13 protein-coding genes are annotated in these 15787 nt (G+C 59.1%); 11 read left to right on the forward strand and 2 right to left on the reverse strand.

Translation table 11 applies throughout. The features are described from left to right. Positions 1–190 precede the first annotated feature (190 nt). From FCH38_RS14485 to FCH38_RS14525, 9 genes are all read left to right on the forward strand, one after another. On the forward strand, positions 191–1684 hold the full coding sequence (locus tag FCH38_RS14485) for an acetyl-CoA hydrolase/transferase family protein (RefSeq protein ID WP_174374168.1): 1494 nt from the start codon (positions 191–193) through the stop codon (positions 1682–1684). 191 nt (positions 1685–1875) lie between these two features. Beyond that, entirely contained in the window at positions 1876–3198 is a 1323-nt protein-coding gene (locus FCH38_RS14490; RefSeq protein WP_174374169.1) for an alpha/beta hydrolase, read from the forward strand. A 127-nt stretch (positions 3199–3325) separates the two neighbouring features. Beyond that, a complete protein-coding gene (locus FCH38_RS14495) occupies positions 3326–4363 on the forward strand; it encodes a 4-hydroxyproline epimerase (protein ID WP_174374170.1) in 1038 nt (345 codons plus the stop codon). A 112-nt stretch (positions 4364–4475) separates the two neighbouring features. Continuing rightward, a complete protein-coding gene (pyrC, locus tag FCH38_RS14500; protein ID WP_174374171.1) occupies positions 4476–5513 on the forward strand; it encodes a dihydroorotase in 1038 nt (345 codons plus the stop codon). Positions 5514–5684: 171 nt separating this feature from the next. Further along, positions 5685–6383, forward strand: a complete 699-nt coding sequence (locus tag FCH38_RS14505) for an orotate phosphoribosyltransferase (RefSeq protein WP_006310650.1) — start codon at positions 5685–5687, stop codon at positions 6381–6383. A gap of 98 nt (positions 6384–6481) precedes the next feature. After that, positions 6482–7408: a carbohydrate kinase family protein gene (locus FCH38_RS14510; RefSeq protein ID WP_153515166.1), complete on the forward strand. Its 927-nt coding sequence runs from the start codon at positions 6482–6484 to the stop codon at positions 7406–7408. Between the two features lie 158 nt (positions 7409–7566). Next, positions 7567–7851 carry a hypothetical protein gene (locus FCH38_RS14515; protein ID WP_336510800.1) on the forward strand — a complete coding sequence of 95 codons (285 nt, stop codon included), beginning with the start codon at positions 7567–7569 and terminating at the stop codon, positions 7849–7851. Between the two features lie 110 nt (positions 7852–7961). Continuing rightward, the gene (locus tag FCH38_RS14520; RefSeq protein WP_174374172.1) at positions 7962–8927 is read left to right on the forward strand and encodes an acetylxylan esterase; all 966 of its coding nucleotides are present in this window, start codon (positions 7962–7964) and stop codon (positions 8925–8927) included. Continuing rightward, a complete protein-coding gene (locus tag FCH38_RS14525; RefSeq protein ID WP_174374173.1) occupies positions 8924–9652 on the forward strand; it encodes an esterase family protein in 729 nt (242 codons plus the stop codon). The genes FCH38_RS14520 and FCH38_RS14525 overlap by 4 nt, the downstream gene beginning before the upstream one ends. Positions 9653–9716: 64 nt before the next feature. Here the strand turns inward: FCH38_RS14525 and pgi are convergent, their stop codons facing one another. Together pgi and FCH38_RS14535 are read right to left on the reverse strand one after the other, a co-directional pair. Beyond that, positions 9717–11342 (reverse strand): glucose-6-phosphate isomerase, encoded by a 1626-nt coding sequence (gene pgi / locus FCH38_RS14530; RefSeq protein ID WP_174374174.1) that lies wholly within the window; start codon positions 11340–11342, stop codon positions 9717–9719. Between the two features lie 140 nt (positions 11343–11482). Further along, the gene (locus tag FCH38_RS14535) at positions 11483–13195 is read right to left on the reverse strand and encodes a long-chain fatty acid--CoA ligase (RefSeq protein ID WP_149898455.1); all 1713 of its coding nucleotides are present in this window, start codon (positions 13193–13195) and stop codon (positions 11483–11485) included. A 355-nt stretch (positions 13196–13550) separates the two neighbouring features. Here FCH38_RS14535 and FCH38_RS14540 point away from each other — a divergent pair, with 355 nt between their 5' ends. Together FCH38_RS14540 and FCH38_RS14545 are read left to right on the forward strand one after the other, a co-directional pair. Continuing rightward, a complete protein-coding gene (locus FCH38_RS14540) occupies positions 13551–14600 on the forward strand; it encodes an ABC transporter ATP-binding protein (RefSeq protein ID WP_174374175.1) in 1050 nt (349 codons plus the stop codon). A 155-nt stretch (positions 14601–14755) separates the two neighbouring features. Then, positions 14756–15772, forward strand: coding sequence for an extracellular solute-binding protein (locus tag FCH38_RS14545; RefSeq protein WP_174374176.1), 1017 nt, complete (start codon positions 14756–14758; stop codon positions 15770–15772). Positions 15773–15787 lie beyond the last annotated feature (15 nt).

Consider the following 15787-nt stretch of genomic DNA (forward strand, 5'->3'; position numbering starts at 1 on the left):
GAAGACCCCGCAGCCTGTAGCGCCGATGCACCACTTGCGGTTTGTTGCGCAAGATTGATGGACTAAGGCCGTAGTCCCGGCCGCGCCCTTGATCTATGTCAGTTTCATCGATGAAACTGCACGCCATAGTCGCCCAAGAGGTGGCCAGCTTGATGACGTGCCATCGTGAGTGCAGATCATGGAGAAGTGCATGCTTGAAAAGCGTATCCGCAACGCGTCCCTCTTGAACCGGATCGTCAGCGCTGAAGAGGCCGCCAGTCTCATTCAGGATGGCATGACTGTCGGCATGAGCGGCTTCACGCGCGCCGGCGAAGCCAAGGCGGTGCCGCTGGCGCTCGCCGAACGCGCCAAGTCGCATCCCATGAAGATCACCCTGATGACCGGCGCTTCCCTCGGCAACGATCTCGATAAGACCATGGTCGAGGCCGGCATGCTGGCGCGCCGCATGCCGTTCCAGTCCGATCCGGCTTTGCGCAAGGCGATCAATGACGGGAGGGTGATGTTCATCGATCAGCATCTTTCCGAAACGGTTGAGCAACTGCGTGGGGGTCAGATCCATGGCGTCGATGTCGCCATTGTCGAGGCCGTGGCAATCACGGCGGAAGGCGGCATCGTCCCCACCACCTCGGTCGGCAATTCCGCGAGCTTCGCCATTCTGGCCGATAAGGTCATCGTTGAGATCAACCTGTCGCAGCCCGAAGTGCTGGAGGGATTGCACGACATCTTCATTCCCGCCAAACGCCCGACCCGCATGCCCATCCCCGTCGTGGCGACGGATAGCCGTGTCGGCCTGCCATTCATTCCGGTGCCGCCGGAAAAGATCGCTGCCATCGTGCTGAGCGACAAGAGCGACAGTTTTTCAACGGTGCTGCCGCCGGATGACGAAACCAAGGCGATTGCCGGCCATCTCACCGAGTTCCTGCTGAACGAGGTACGTCATGGCCGCATGACCCACGAACTCCAGCCGCTCCAGGCCGGCATTGGCACCATTGCCAATGCGGTGATGCATGGTTTCATCGATACGCCGTTTCACGATCTCAAAATGTATTCGGAAGTCCTGCAGGATTCGACCTTCGAGCTTTTCGATGCCGGCAAGCTCACCTTCGCCTCCGGTTCGTCGATCACACTCTCCTCCGCCATGAACGAACGGGTCATGCCGCGGCTCGCCGATTACAAGAGCCGGCTGATCCTGCGTCCGCAGGAGGTCAGCAACCACCCGGAAGTCATCCGCCGCCTCGGCATCATTGGCATCAACACGGCGCTGGAATTCGATATTTATGGCAACGTCAATTCCACCCATGTCGGCGGAACGCACATGATGAACGGCATTGGCGGCTCGGGGGATTTCGCCCGCAACGCCTATATGTCGATCTTCGTCACCAAGTCGATCGCCAAGGGCGGGGCGATTTCCAGCGTTGTGCCGATGGTCAGTCATGTCGATCATACCGAACACGATGTGGATATTCTCGTCACCGAAATCGGTCTGGCCGATCTACGCGGGCTGGCTCCGCGTGAGCGGGCGGCGGTGGTCATCGAAAATTGCGTGCATCCCAGCTATCGCGATGCGTTGACGGATTATTACCAGCGGGCGGCGGCACGGGGCGGGCACACGCCGCATCTCATCGAGGAGGCGCTGTCCTGGCACAATGCGCTTCGGGAAAGAGGAACGATGCTGCCGCAGTAATAGGTCCCGCGCTCTTGCCGGCCGTCGAGTTTCCGGCCTGTCGGCCGGCAATTGGGTCTGTTTGGACACACCGGGGCGGAAAGTGTCCGCTGCTCCGCTTTGGTTGCTGGCGCGGCAGTTCCGCCTCCGGTAGAAAATTCTCTCCCCTTGGCTGTTATCCGGCTGCCTCTGGGTTGTAGGAGAGTGATGTGATGCCCATTCGCTTCGTGGCCGTAATTGCGATTGTCGCCCTGCTCGCCGGTTGCGGCGGGCGTCCCATCGGGGTCATGACGCCGACCGGGCAGACGGTGGCGGGAACTTCATCGGTGAACCTTCTGGTCGCCACCACGCGCGCACCTTCGGAAAACGCCGCCGTGCTTTTCGGCGGGGAGCGTGGGACCGGTTTGAAGGTCGATGCGGTAACGGTTTCCATTCCGCCCGCCGCCAACCGCAAGGTCGGGCAGGTGCAATGGCCGAAGAAGCTGCCGCCAAACCCGCTGAAGGACTTTACCACGGTGGCGGTGGAGCCCGTTCGTTCCGAAGCGGAGACGAAAAGCTGGATCAACAAACATATCCAGAAGGACCGCCGCGTGCTGGTCTTCGTGCATGGTTTCAATAATCGTTACGAGGATTCCGTCTACCGTTTCGCCCAGATCGTCCATGATTCCGGCACGGATGTCGTGCCAGTGGTGTTCACCTGGCCGTCGCGAGCCAGCATTTTCGATTATAATTACGACAAGGAAAGCACCAACTACTCCCGCGATGCGCTGGAAGAGATGCTGACGCGTCTGGCCAAGGACAAGTCCATCGGCGAGGTCACGGTCATGGCGCATTCCATGGGTACGTGGCTTGCAGTGGAAGCGCTGCGCCAGATGGCCATCCGCAACGGCCGCGTCGATCCGAAGATCAGCAATGTCATTCTGGCCGCGCCGGATCTCGATGTGGACGTGTTCAGCCGGCAGTTCACAAGTCTCGGCAAGACGCCACCGAAATTCACCCTATTCGTGTCGCAGGATGACCGCGCGCTTAGCCTGTCGCGCCGCATTTCCGGCAATGTCGATCGTCTCGGCCAGATCGATCCCTCCGTCGAGCCCTATCGTAGCCAGCTGGAAAAGGCCGGCATCACCGTTCTCGATTTGACCAAGCTGCAATCTGGCGACCGCCTGAACCACGGTAAATTCGCCGAAAGCCCCGAGGTCGTGCGCCTGATCGGCGACCGCCTCATCGCCGGCCAGACGGTGACGGATTCCGATGTCGGTCTGGGTGAGGCGCTTGGCGCGGTCAGCATCGGTGCTGCGCAAACCGTCGGAACGGCAGCCAGCGTGGTGGTCAGCGCACCGATTGCGGTCTTCGATCCGCGCACGCGGGAAAATTACGGCAGGCAGGTTGAACGGCTTGGACGCTCCGTCGAAAATACCGTCGGATCGGTGGGCGATACCGCCGGCTCCGTGGTGCATGATCAGACGGTTCAGAGTTCGAGAGTGAATTGCGATGCCGCCGCCAATCGCAATCGGACAGAGTGCCGGAACCGCTAAACTACGATGCGTGCGAGGGCGCGAAAACGCTAAGCGCTTTTTGTCGTTACGCTCCGCAGATTTGTATACAGCTTGTATTTTTATCTGTATGATCAGGTCAGCAGCTTAACTTCCGGAGTAAGACCCCATGCGTTGGAAACGCACCCTTCAGCTTCTCGATGTCCATTGCGAAGGCGAAATCGGCCGTGTCGTCACTGGTGGCGCACCGAAAATTCCCGGCAACACCGTCGCTGAGCAACTTCACTGGATGAATACGGACCCGCAGGGGGAGGCGCTCCGCCGCTTCCTGACGCTGGAGCCGCGCGGCACGCCAATGGGGTCGGTCAATCTTCTCCTGCCGCCGAAGCATCCGGATGCACATGCCGCATTTGTCATTCTCCAGCCGGATCAGGCGCATGCCAGCTCCGGCTCCAATTCCATCTGCGCCACCACAGCTCTGCTGGAAAGCGGCATGGTGGAGATGAAGGAACCGGAAACCGTCATCATTCTGGAAACGGCGGCCGGTCTGGTGAAGGCCACGGCCACCTGCCGCGACGGGCGCTGCGAAAAGGTCAAGCTGACCATGGTGCCGTCCTTCGTGCATGAGCTGGATGTCAGCATCGACACCCCCGAATGGGGCAAGGTGACGATGGATATTTCCTATGGCGGTATTTTTTACGCGCTGGTCGATGTTCGCCAGATCGGTCTCACCATCGAGAAGGCCAATGCTGCGAAACTCGTTGCCGCCGGCATGACTCTAAAGGACCTCGTCAACCGTGAAATGACGGTCGTTCATCCGGAAATCCCTGCCATATCAGGCGTTGCCTATGTGATGTTCCGCGATGTGGATGCCGATGGTTCGATCCGTACCTGCACCACCATGTGGCCGGGCAGGGCGGATCGCTCCCCCTGTGGCACCGGCAATTCCGCCAATCTCGCCACGCTTTATGCGCGCGGCAAGGTGAAGGTGGGAGACGAATATAAATCCCGTTCGATTATCGGTTCGGAATTCGACGTTGGCCTCTCCGCCGTCACCGAGGTGGCGGGCCGTCCAGCCGTCATTCCCACCATTGCCGGGCGCGGTTTCACCTTCGGCCTTCATCAGGTCGGTCTCGATCCCTTCGACCCCTTTGCGGACGGGTTCGCGATGACGGATGTATGGGGTCCTGAAGCGGGCGGCATCTGAGGCACGTTTCAAAAAAATGATATTTACAGCCGCCCGATGACCTCTGGCGGCTGTTTTCCCGCGACAAAAGATGCTAAGCGGGCGCAATTCCATCATGCTCCGAGGTATCCCGATGAAGTCGCTCACCCTGCGCCGCCCTGATGACTGGCACCTGCATCTGCGTGATGGCGCCATGCTGGAAGGGGTGATCGGGGATACGAGCCGTCATTTCGCCCGCGCCATCATCATGCCGAACCTGGTGCCGCCGGTCGTCACCACCGCCGATGCCCGCGCCTATCGCGAACGCATCGTCAAGGCGATCCCGGCGGGTGATCGTTTCGAGCCGCTGATGACCCTATACCTCACTGAGGATACTGTTGCCGACGATGTGGAAGAGGGCAAAAAAAGCGGCCTCATCACTGCCGTCAAACTCTATCCTGCGGGCGCGACCACCAATTCTCACGGCGGCGTGCGCGATTTCAACAGGGCGATGCCGGTGCTGGAACGCATGGCGAAGATCGGCCTGCCGCTCTGCGTGCATGGCGAGGTGACGACGCCGGAGGTCGATATTTTCGACCGCGAGAAGGCCTTCATCGATACGGTTCTGGAGCCCCTGCGCCAGCGCTTGCCGGAACTGAAGGTGACGATGGAGCACATCACCACCAGCGACGGCGTGGACTACATCAAGTCGTCCAAGGCCAATCTGGCCGGTTCCATCACCACCCACCATCTCATCATCAACCGCAACGCCATTCTGGTCGGTGGTATCAAGCCGCATTATTATTGCCTGCCGGTCGCCAAGCGCGAGGAGCACCGGCTGGCGCTGCGTGCAGCCGCGACTTCGGGTGATGCGCGCTTCTTTCTCGGCACGGATTCCGCCCCGCATGTCGATCCGCTGAAGGAATGCGCCTGCGGCTGCGCCGGTATCTATACCTCCATCAACACCATGAGCTGCCTTGCCCATGTCTTCGAGGACGAAAATGCCCTCGACAAACTGGAAGCCTTCGCCTCGCTCAACGGTCCCGCTTGGTATGGGCTCGCGCCGAATGAGGAGACGATCACGCTGGTGAAACGTGAGGAAGCGGTTTCCTTCCCCGAAAAGATCGAGACGGGCGCCGGGCCGGTGACCGTATTCGACCCGATGTTCCCGCTCCATTGGGACGTAAGTTGATTTATTGAAAACCGCCGGCATTGCCGGCGGTTTTGTTATGGTCCTCTGGCATCCGCCCATAAATTCCGGTGCCGCCCGAGGATGCTTGCAATGCTGAACCGAGATGTTGTGCTTCCGAAAACCAGCCCCGGTTTTCGGAGCGATAAACCAAGGCCGAAAAGGAGAACGCCCATGAACCATTTCACATTCACCGACCGCACCGTCGTCGCGGAACTGGTTGCGAAGATGTTGTGGGAAATCAAGGCGGTCCACTTCAATTCCGAAAGCCCCTACACCTTCGCTTCGGGCATGAAGAGCCCTGTCTATATCGACATGCGCAAGCTCATCTCGTTCCCGCGTATCCGCTCGGCGGCCATGGATTTCGCGGCGGCAGCCGTGATGCGCGAGGCCGGTTTTGAGAAATTCGACTGTGTCGCCGGTGGTGAAACGGCGGGCATTCCCTTTGCCGCTTTCCTCGCTGAGCGCCTTGGCCTGCCGATGATCTATTGCCGCAAGAAGCCGAAAGGCCATGGCCGCAACGCCCAGATCGAAGGCCACATGCCAGAGGGCGCACGCGTTCTCGTCATCGAGGATCTGACGACGGCCGGCGGCTCAATGTTCACCTTCATCGACGCCATTCGCGCGGCGGGTGGCATTGTCGATCACGGCATTGCACTGTTTTATTACGGCATCTTCGAAGAGGCCGAAGCGCGCTTCGCCAATGGCAATGTCAAGCTGCACTATCTGACCACCTGGCGCGATGTTCTGGCGGTCGCACGGGCTGAAAAACTGTTCGATGAAAAGACGCTGTCGGGGGTTGAAGCCTTCCTCGATAACCCGCTGCCCTGGTCTGCCAAGCACGGCGGCGTCAGCGAATTGCCGCAATCTTAATTTCGGATGCGGCCAGTCGGCTTGTGGCTGGCCTTCCGATCGATCTTCGTCTAAATCGATTTAAGTTCATTTGATTTGCTGTTTTGAGGAGGACCGTAATGATCCTGTGTTGTGGTGAAGCCCTGATTGACATGCTGCCCCGGCAGACGACGCTGGGTGAGGCGGGTTTCGCACCCTATGCAGGCGGAGCGGTCTTCAACACGGCAATTGCGCTGGGGCGTCTCGGCGTCCCATCCGCTTTCTTTACGGGTCTTTCCGATGACATGATGGGCGATATCCTGCGGGAAACCCTGCGGGCAAGCCATGTCGATTTCAGCTATTGCGCAACGCTGTCGCGGCCGACCACCATCGCTTTCGTCAAGTTGATCGATGGCCATGCCACCTACGCATTTTATGACGAGAATACCGCCGGCCGGATGATCACCGAGGCGGAGCTTCCGGCATTGGGTGCCGATTGCGAGGCGCTGCATTTCGGCGCGATCAGCCTCATTCCCGAACCCTGCGGCAGCACCTACGAGGCGCTGATGACGCGCGAGCGCGAAAGCCGCGTCATCTCGCTCGACCCGAATATCCGCCCCGGTTTCATCAAGGACAAGCAGTCGCATATGGCCCGCATCCGCCGTATGGCCGCCATGTCGGATATTGTGAAGTTCTCGGATGAGGACCTCGCCTGGTTCGGTCTGGAAGGCGATGAGGATACGCTCGCCCGCCACTGGCTGCATCATGGCGCGAAACTGGTCGTCATCACCCGGGGTGCCAAGGGGGCTGTGGGTTATGCTGCCAATCTCAAGGTGGAAGTGGCCTCCGAACGGGTCGAAGTCGTTGATACCGTCGGTGCCGGTGATACTTTCGACGCCGGCATTCTCGCCTCGCTGAAAATGCAGGGCCTTCTGACCAAGGCGCAGGTTGCCGCGCTCAATGAAGAGCAGATCAGGAAGGCTTTGGCGTTGGGTGCAAAAGCCGCTGCGGTCACTGTCTCGCGGGCTGGCGCAAATCCGCCTTTTGCGCATGAAATCGGGCTTTGAGCATGGCTGTCTAACGCTTGATCTGCGTCCGGAATATTGTGGTTCTGAGGACGGGGGCGTATTCTCGTCCCAATTGCATCGCCGCGGATGAGACTATGGCTCCGTTGACCCCACCACCCAGGATCAGGCTTTCGCGGTTGCGGGATATTGGTTGGTCCGTGTGGGACCCAATTGGACTTATGCCGGCGGGAGAAAACTGGAACGACGCCGGCAACCTGTGTTTTGCGGATGAATACGACAACTACCTGATTGCGGCCGCAGGCCAATTGCGCAGAGGTATCGCTGCCGCTGAAGTCGCCGATTATCTGGTGGGAATCGAGGCCGAACATATGGCCCTTGGTGAAACGCCCGGATGCCGCGAAAGAGCATTGGCGGTTGTAGCCGCAATCAATGCGGACCCGCAGCTTTGGACCTTGCCCGAAGGTCAGGATGTCGCTGTTTGAGGCGGGGCATTTTCGGCAGAGCCGCTGCGCGCGCGGTCAATACCCTAAAAAACCGGTATTCGAAGATCAAAAACCTTGTGTCCGCCGGTTTTTCGCGAAACATGCGTCGCATGAGTGTTCCCAATATCCATCCTTTCGATTTCGACCCCAGCTACGGCATGCAGCGCGAACAGTTGCTGGCCATCACCCCGCCCGAAGCGCCACCGGGTTTTGATGATTTCTGGCAGAAGCGTTATCGTCGCGCGCTCGCCACGGACCCGCGGCCGGTGCTGCGCAAGAGCAGGCTCAGCCATCCGCGCTGGCATGTCCTTGATGTCAGCTACACCTCCACCGGCGGTTTCCGCATCGGCGGGTGGATGCTTTTGCCGCGCGAAGGCCAGGTGCGCCGCGGCCTCGTCGTCGGCCATGGTTATGGTGGGCGCTCCGAGCCTGATTTTGAAGTGCCAGTGGAAGAAACGGCAGTCCTTTTTCCCTGTTTTCGCGGTCTCTCGCTAAGCGCCTGTCCGCCGATTTCTTCGGAATCGGCCCTCCATGTTCTCTACAATATCGACAGGAAAGACGATTACATCATCGGTGGCTGTGTCGATGATCTGTGGGTTGCCGTTTCGACGCTCGTGAGCCTTTACCCCTGGCTGGAAGGGCAGGTGGGGTATAGCGGCATCAGTTTCGGCGGCGGCATCGGAGCGCTGGCGATACCGTTTGATGAGCGCATCGACCGCGGCCATCTGGTGGTGCCGACATTCGGGCATAGGCCGTTCTGGCTGACATTGCCCACCGTTGGCAGTGCGAATTCGGTTCAGTCATACCAGAAGGCCCATCCGAATGTCCTCGAGACCTTGCGTTTCTTCGATGCCGCCTGTGCCGCCGCCCGCATAAAAGTGCCGATGCTGGTTGCGCCGGCGCTTTTCGATCCATCGGTGGCCCCTCCCTGCCAGTTCGCAGTGGCCAATGCGCTGCCGCACTCAAAATTTAATGAAATCTTCATCCTCGACGCCGGGCATTTCGATTACCCTGACAGCGCATCGCAAGATGCGGTCCATAAGGACAAGGTCAGACGGTTTTTCAAGGTGCCATGAAACGCGAATATCTCCGTTGGTTTAGTCACAGGCTCCATCGCGACATGGAGCTCCTGATATTCGGTCATGCCGGCGCCAAGGTGCTGATGTTTCCCACCCGGGACGGGCGCTTCTTCGAATATGAAGAACTGGGGCTTGTCGGCAGTTTGACCGACAAGCTGGAGGCAGGCCATCTCCAGCTTTATTGCATTGAGGGGCTGGCCACAGAGACCTTTTATGCGGCCCATCATCACCCGGCCGACCGCATCCGCCGCCATGCCGCCTTCGAAGACTATATTCTCAGCGAAGTGCTGCCACTGATGGCCGAGAAAAATTCCCATACCGATACCATCGTTCATGGCTGCAGCCTCGGCGCGTTTCAGGCCGCCAGTCTCGTTTTTCGCCACCCGCATCTGTTTCGCAAACTCGTCGCCTTTTCCGGCCGTTACGACCTGACGATGAAGGTGGAGTCCTTCGGCGACCTGTTCGACGGCTATTACGACGATGACGTCTATTTCCACATGCCAAGCCATTTCCTGCCGGGACTTGCCTGCCCGCGGCGGCTCGAACACCTGCGCCGCATCGACATGGTTTTCACCATCGGCGATGCAGACCCGTTTCTCGACAACAACCATCATCTGAGTCGGGTTCTATCCGACAAGCAGGTGGGCCATCAGATGCATGTCTGGGAGGGGCGCGCCCACCGGGCGGGTGCGTGGCGCAAGATGGCGGCGCTTTATATTTGAAGCCGCCGCATTAAAAAAGCCGGAAGTGTCCTCCCGGCTTTCCTTAGATCGAGGTGCGGATATTTTACCCGGCCAGACCCGCCAACGCCTTTACCAGGCCCTGTGTCGAGCTGTCATGTCCGGCAGCGCTTTCCTTACCTTCCACGACCGGAAGTAGGCCGGTCGCCAGTTCCTTGCCAAGCTCCACACCCCACTGGTCGAAGGAGTTGATGCGGAACAGCACGCCTTCCACAAAGACGCGGTGCTCATAAAGCGCGATCAGGCGGCCAAGCGCGAAAGGCGTCAGTGTGTCGTAGACGAAGGTGATGGAGGGGCGGTTGCCCGTGAAGACGCGGTGCGGCGCGATGAAATCGGCCTTTTTGTCGTCCATGCCCTTGGAGGTGAGCTGCTCCTTGGCCTCGGCCAGCGTGCGGCCCTTCATCAGTGCTTCCGATTGCGCCAGGCAATTGGCGATGAGAAGCTGGTGCTGGTGGCGCAACTCGGGCTCGAAACCGTTGGCGGCGATCATGAATTCCGCCGGAATGACGCTCGTGCCCTGATGGATCAGCTGGTAGAAGGCGTGCTGGCCGTTGGTGCCGGGTTCGCCCCAGACAACCGGGCCGGACTGGCCTTCGACCGGCGTGCCGTCGATGGTAACACCCTTGCCGTTCGATTCCATGTCGAGCTGCTGCAGATAGGCGGGGAAACGCGACAGCCGCTGGTCATAGGGCAGGATCGCCCGTGTCGAATAATTCAGCACGTTGCGGTGATAAAACCCGATGAGACCGAGCAGCATCGGCAGGTTTTCGCGGATTGGCGCCTCGCGGAAATGCTTGTCCATCGCATGCGCGCCATCCAGGAACTTGCCGAAATTGTCCGGCCCGATGGCGATCATCAGCGGCAGGCCGATGGCCGACCAGATCGAATAACGACCACCCACCCAGTCCCAGAAACCGAAGATGCGGTCGCTTTCGATACCGAAGGCGGCGACTTTGTCCAGCGCGGTGGAAACAGCGGCGAAGTGGTGCTTTACGGCCTCTTCACCCAGCTTCTCGGCGATGAAGCGGCGCGCGGTGGCGGCATTCGTCATCGTTTCGATGGTGGTGAAGGTCTTCGATGCGACGATGAAGAGCGAGGTTTCCGGGTCGAGCAGCTTCAGCGTATCGGCAATATGTGCGCCGTCGATGTTGGAAACGAAATGTGCCCGAGGACCGTCATGGAAAGGCGCAAGCGCCAGCGTCACCATGACAGGGCCGAGATCGGAGCCGCCAATGCCGATATTGACGATGTCGGTGATCTTCTTGCCGGTAGCACCTTTCAGGGAGCCGGAGCGGATTGCATCGGCAAACTTGCCCATGGCGGCGAGAACGCCGTTCACGTCAGGCATCACATCCTTGCCGTCAACGAGAACGGGCGTGTTGGAGCGGTTGCGCAGGGCGGTGTGGAGAACCGCGCGGCCTTCGGTGAAGTTGATCTCCTTGCCGGAGAACATCTCCTCGCGCTTGGCCTCGACGCCGCCGTCGCGGGCCAGCTGTTCGAGAAGCGTCACAATCTCCTCGTTGACGGCGCATTTGGAATAATCCATCAGCAGGTCATCGAATTTGGCGCTGAAACGGCTGAATCTCTTGTCGTCGGCCGCAAACGCGGCGCGAAGATCGGTTGCGGCTGTGCTGCTTGCCGTTGCTTTGAGTTTTTCGATGGTGGCCTGCATCATGTGCTCCTCGGCTTCCGTGGAAGGATGAGGAAACTATTCTTTTTCAGGCGGCCAAATCAAGGCGACTTTGATAAAGAAAAGGGCGGGCATAAAAGAAAAGAGCCGGTCGCCCGGCTCTCGTCATTCGCTTCAAGCGCTCAGTTCAGATTGCGCAATTCGCGCCGCAAAATCTTGCCGACATTGGATTTCGGCAGCTCGGTGCGGAACTCGATGATCTTCGGCCGTTTGTAGTTTGTCAGGTTCTTGGCGCAGAAGGCCTTGAGTTCCGCTTCCGTCAGCGACTGATCCTTCTTGACGACGAAAAGTTTGACGGTTTCGCCGGAATGTTCGTCCGGAACACCGATTGCGGCGCATTCCAGGACGCCGGGATGGCTGGCGGCCACTTCTTCCACCTCGTTTGGATAGACGTTGAAACCGGAGACGAGGATCATGTCCTTCTTGCGGTCGACGATCTTGGTGTAACCGCGCTCGTCCATGAACCCCATGTCGCCGGAACGGAAGAAGCCGTCGGCGGTCATGGCTTTTGCGGTTTCATCCGGCCTTTGCCAATAACCGGCCATGACCTGCGGGCCGCGAATACAAATCTCGCCAACTTCACCCATAGGCAGGCTGTTGCCATCATCGTCGCGAATGTCGATCTCCGTCGATGAAAGCGGCAGGCCGATTGTGCCGCTAAACTCCTGGGAATCGAGGCGATTGACCGTCGCCACCGGCGATGTTTCGGAGAGACCGTAGCCTTCCGCAATCGGGCAGCCCACCACCGAAAGCCAGCGTTCCGCGACCGGTCTTTGCACGGCCATGCCGCCACCGAGAACGAGAATGAGCGACGACAAGTCGAGCTTGCGGAAATCCTCATTGTTCATCAGCGCGTTGAAAAGCGTGTTGATGCCCGGAAAAATATGCGGCTGATAATGCGACAGTTCTTTGACGAAGCCGGGAATATCGCGCGGGTTGGCGATCAGCAGATTGTGGCCGCCCAGCGCAATGCCCATCAGCGAATTCACCGTCAGCGCGAAAATGTGGCATAGCGGCAGCGCGCAGATGAAGTTGAGAACCTCGGGACGATCGTTGCGGCTGCTGAAGGCGGCGTCCAGCCACAGGCTGATCTGCGCCTTGTTGGCCAGAAGATTGGCGTGGGTAAGGATCGCTCCTTTGGAGACGCCCGTCGTACCGCCGGTATATTGCAGGAAGGCGATATCCTGAGCCGTGAGGCCGACGGACTTCAGGGAAAATCCCTGGCCTTCCTTCAACACCGCCTTGAAGCTGATCGAGCCGGGGATCGCATAGGCGGGCACGAGCTTCTTCACCTTGCGAACGACAAGATTGACGATATGTCCCTTGAAGCCGAGAAGATCACCCATGGCTGCGACGACGACATGCCGCACGGCGGTTTTCGGCACCGCCTGCTGCGCCACATGGGCGAAGTTTTCCAGCACGAACAGCGCCTTTGCGCCGGAGTCCTTCAGCTGGTGTTCCAGTTCACGCGGTGTGTAGAGCGGATTGACGTTGACCACGATCATGCCCGCCCGCAGGATTCCGTAAACCGCGACGGGATTTTGCAGGATGTTCGGCATCATCACCGCAACCCGATCGCCCTTTTCCAGCCCTCTGGATTGCAGCCAGGCGGCCACGGCGCGGGTTTGAGCGTCCAGCTCCCGGTAGGTCAGCGATTTCCCCATGCTGGAAAAGGCTTTGCGGTCGGCAAATTTTACGCAGCTCTTTTCAAGAAGGTCTACAAGCGAGGCGTTGGCCGATACGGGGATCTCGGAAGGGACGCCCGGCGGATAGGACGACAGCCAACGCTTTTCTACGCTGACATTTTCCGGCTGTCCCAGGGACAATTCACTCATGCTTCTCCTCCCAGAGTCTTTTTCGCGCCGTGCATTCGGTGGAATGCATCAAGGGCGCTTTAGGCTTCGTGATGATCATGAAGCTCCCGCAACCAGCCGCATATCGGCGAGATAGAAGGAACCACATGTGCGCCACCGGATCGACCGCTCCTCCCGCTCCCCGGTGACGAATGATAGACGCGGAATCCCCTGACGTCCATCATATCGGTAAAGCCTATTTAACTCTAACGTAAACGTCAATATTGCTGCCGCACATCTCGCGCCCTCGTGAATGGAAAGGGGTTATCTGCGATTTTTTGACTTTAATCCTGATTTGAGCGATCAACATAATTCGCAAAGCAGGGCAGGATTGGAAATGGCAGGCAGCGCAGCGCTTGAACTGAAATCGATTGGGAAAAGATTCGGTGATACGGAGGTCTTGTCCGATATCGACCTGTCCGTCGAACGCGGCGAAATTATTTGTCTGGTTGGACGGTCGGGCTGTGGAAAATCGACCTTGCTGCGCATCGTTGCGGGTGTGGAGACGCCAGACCATGGCAGCGTTTCTTTGAATGGTGCGGTCGTTGCCGGTTCGACTGCTTTCGTTGAGCCGGAAAAACGCAATATCGGTTTTGTCTTTCAGGACTATGCGCTGTTCCCGCATCTCACCGTCGAGCAGAATGTGATGTTCGGCCTCAGAACCCTGCCCAAGACGGAGGCCCGTCGCCGTGCGGCAGAGATGATCGAGCACGTGCATCTGCAGGAGTTAGCCAAGCGCTATCCGCATACGCTTTCGGGCGGTGAACAGCAGCGTGTGGCGCTTGCCCGTGCGCTCGCCCCGCAGCCCGGCCTGTTGCTGATGGATGAGCCTTTCTCCAATCTGGACAGGGGATTGCGCGACAATGTCCGTGAGGAGACGCTGAGCCTTCTGCGGCAACTGGGCACGACGGCGATCATGGTCACTCATGATCCGGAAGAGGCGCTGTCCGCAGGCGACCGTGTGGTGCTGATGCAGCGCGGGCGTATCGTGCAGAGCGGCACGGGTTACGAAATCCACGACCATCCCAAAAGCCGCTATGCCGCCGATTTTTTCTGCGCCTTCAACAAGATCGAAGGCCGGGTGAGGCAGGGGCGCGTTGAAACGCCGCTTGGGCCTTTGGGCGACGCTTCCGACCTGCCGGAAGGTCTTGCCGCCGTCGCCTATGTACGCCCCAACGCAATTTCGATCATCGAGGACAGCGCGGCGAAAGAGGGGATCGCGGGTGAAATATCGAGCCGCGTTTTTCTCGGCGAGATCGAGCAACTCGGCATCGCCGTGCCAGGCCTGCCGGGAGACCTGCGTGTCAGGACGATGCAGCGCACGCCCGCCAAAACGAGCGCCGTGCGTTTCGGCATCGATCCCAAGGGCGTCCTGATATTTACTTGAAGTTGAATGAGCGGATTTGCATGTTTATTTCCGCTCTATTTTCAACTCTTGGTGATCAAATCCCGCCTGAAAACGGCTAAATAAAACTTGATTTGATCCATCATGTATGATGTTTGCTCCCTCTATATTGCCTGCCATCGAAGAGGGAGACGACCATGACGAAATTTGCCAAACTTGCTTTGCTTGCCAGCACCGCTGCTTTTGCAGCCGGTTCGGTCAGCGCTGCGGAACTCAACATCTACACCACCAGAGAGCCGGGCCTGATCCAGCCCCTGCTGGAATCTTTCACCGCGTCGAGCGGCGTCAAGGTCAACACCGTGTTCCTGAAGGACGGTCTGGCTGAGCGCGTTCTGAGCGAGGGCGCAAGCTCGCCTGCTGACGTCCTGATGACGGTTGATGCCGGCAATCTCGTTGATCTCGCTGAAAAGGGCGTTACCCAGGCGGTCGAATCCGAAACCCTGACCAAGGCTGTCCCGGCTGAACTTCGCGACGCCAAGGGTCACTGGTTCGCGCTTTCCATGCGCGCCCGCGTTCTTTATGCGGCGAAGGATGTCGATCTCGCATCCTTCAACTATGAAGATCTCGCCGACGCCAAGTGGAAGGGCAAGGTCTGCATTCGCGCCGGCCAGCACCCTTACAACACAGCACTGTTCGCCGACTACATCGCCCATTATGGCGCAGCCGACACTGAAAAGTGGCTTGCCGGCGTCAAGGACAATCTGGCCCGCAAGGCAGGCGGCGGCGACCGTGACGTTGCCAAGGACATCCTCGGCGGCATTTGCGATATCGGCATCGCCAACTCCTACTACGTCGGCCTGATGCGCTCGGGCAAGGGCGGCGAAGAGCAGGTGAAGTGGGGCGACGCCATCAAGGTGGTTCTGCCGACGTTCAAGAATGGCGGCACGCAGGTCAACATCTCGGGCGCGGCTGTGGCCAAGAACGCTCCGAACAAGGCTGAAGCCGTCAAGCTTCTGGAATATCTCGTCTCTGACGAAGCCCAAAAGATCTATGCCGAAGCCAACTACGAATATCCGGTCAAGCAGGGTGCGGCTCTCAACGAGATCGTCGCCTCCTTCGGCACCCTGAAGATCGACAACAAGCCGCTGACGGAAATCGTCTCGCACCGCAAGCAGGCGAGCGAACTGGTCGACAAGGTCGGCTTCGACAAGTAAAGGCCAATTGGCAAC

The organism is Agrobacterium tumefaciens (assembly GCF_013337285.1).
In the GTDB taxonomy this organism is placed as follows: domain Bacteria; phylum Pseudomonadota; class Alphaproteobacteria; order Rhizobiales; family Rhizobiaceae; genus Agrobacterium; species Agrobacterium burrii.

Bases quoted from the DNA above. Each gene is read 5' to 3' on its own strand.
- FCH38_RS14525 (WP_174374173.1), top strand. From the start codon at position 8,924: ATGAAACGCGAATATCTCCGTTGGTTTAGTCACAGGCTCCATCGCGAC.
- FCH38_RS14540 (WP_174374175.1), top strand. From the start codon at position 13,551: ATGGCAGGCAGCGCAGCGCTTGAACTGAAATCGATTGGGAAAAGATTC.
- FCH38_RS14535 (WP_149898455.1), bottom strand. From the start codon at position 13,195: ATGAGTGAATTGTCCCTGGGACAGCCGGAAAATGTCAGCGTAGAAAAG.
- pgi (WP_174374174.1), bottom strand. From the start codon at position 11,342: ATGCAGGCCACCATCGAAAAACTCAAAGCAACGGCAAGCAGCACAGCC.
- FCH38_RS14505 (WP_006310650.1), top strand. From the start codon at position 5,685: ATGAACCATTTCACATTCACCGACCGCACCGTCGTCGCGGAACTGGTT.
- pyrC (WP_174374171.1), top strand. From the start codon at position 4,476: ATGAAGTCGCTCACCCTGCGCCGCCCTGATGACTGGCACCTGCATCTG.
- FCH38_RS14490 (WP_174374169.1), top strand. From the start codon at position 1,876: ATGCCCATTCGCTTCGTGGCCGTAATTGCGATTGTCGCCCTGCTCGCC.
- FCH38_RS14520 (WP_174374172.1), top strand. From the start codon at position 7,962: ATGAGTGTTCCCAATATCCATCCTTTCGATTTCGACCCCAGCTACGGC.
- FCH38_RS14485 (WP_174374168.1), top strand. From the start codon at position 191: ATGCTTGAAAAGCGTATCCGCAACGCGTCCCTCTTGAACCGGATCGTC.
- FCH38_RS14510 (WP_153515166.1), top strand. From the start codon at position 6,482: ATGATCCTGTGTTGTGGTGAAGCCCTGATTGACATGCTGCCCCGGCAG.
- FCH38_RS14495 (WP_174374170.1), top strand. From the start codon at position 3,326: ATGCGTTGGAAACGCACCCTTCAGCTTCTCGATGTCCATTGCGAAGGC.
- FCH38_RS14545 (WP_174374176.1), top strand. From the start codon at position 14,756: ATGACGAAATTTGCCAAACTTGCTTTGCTTGCCAGCACCGCTGCTTTT.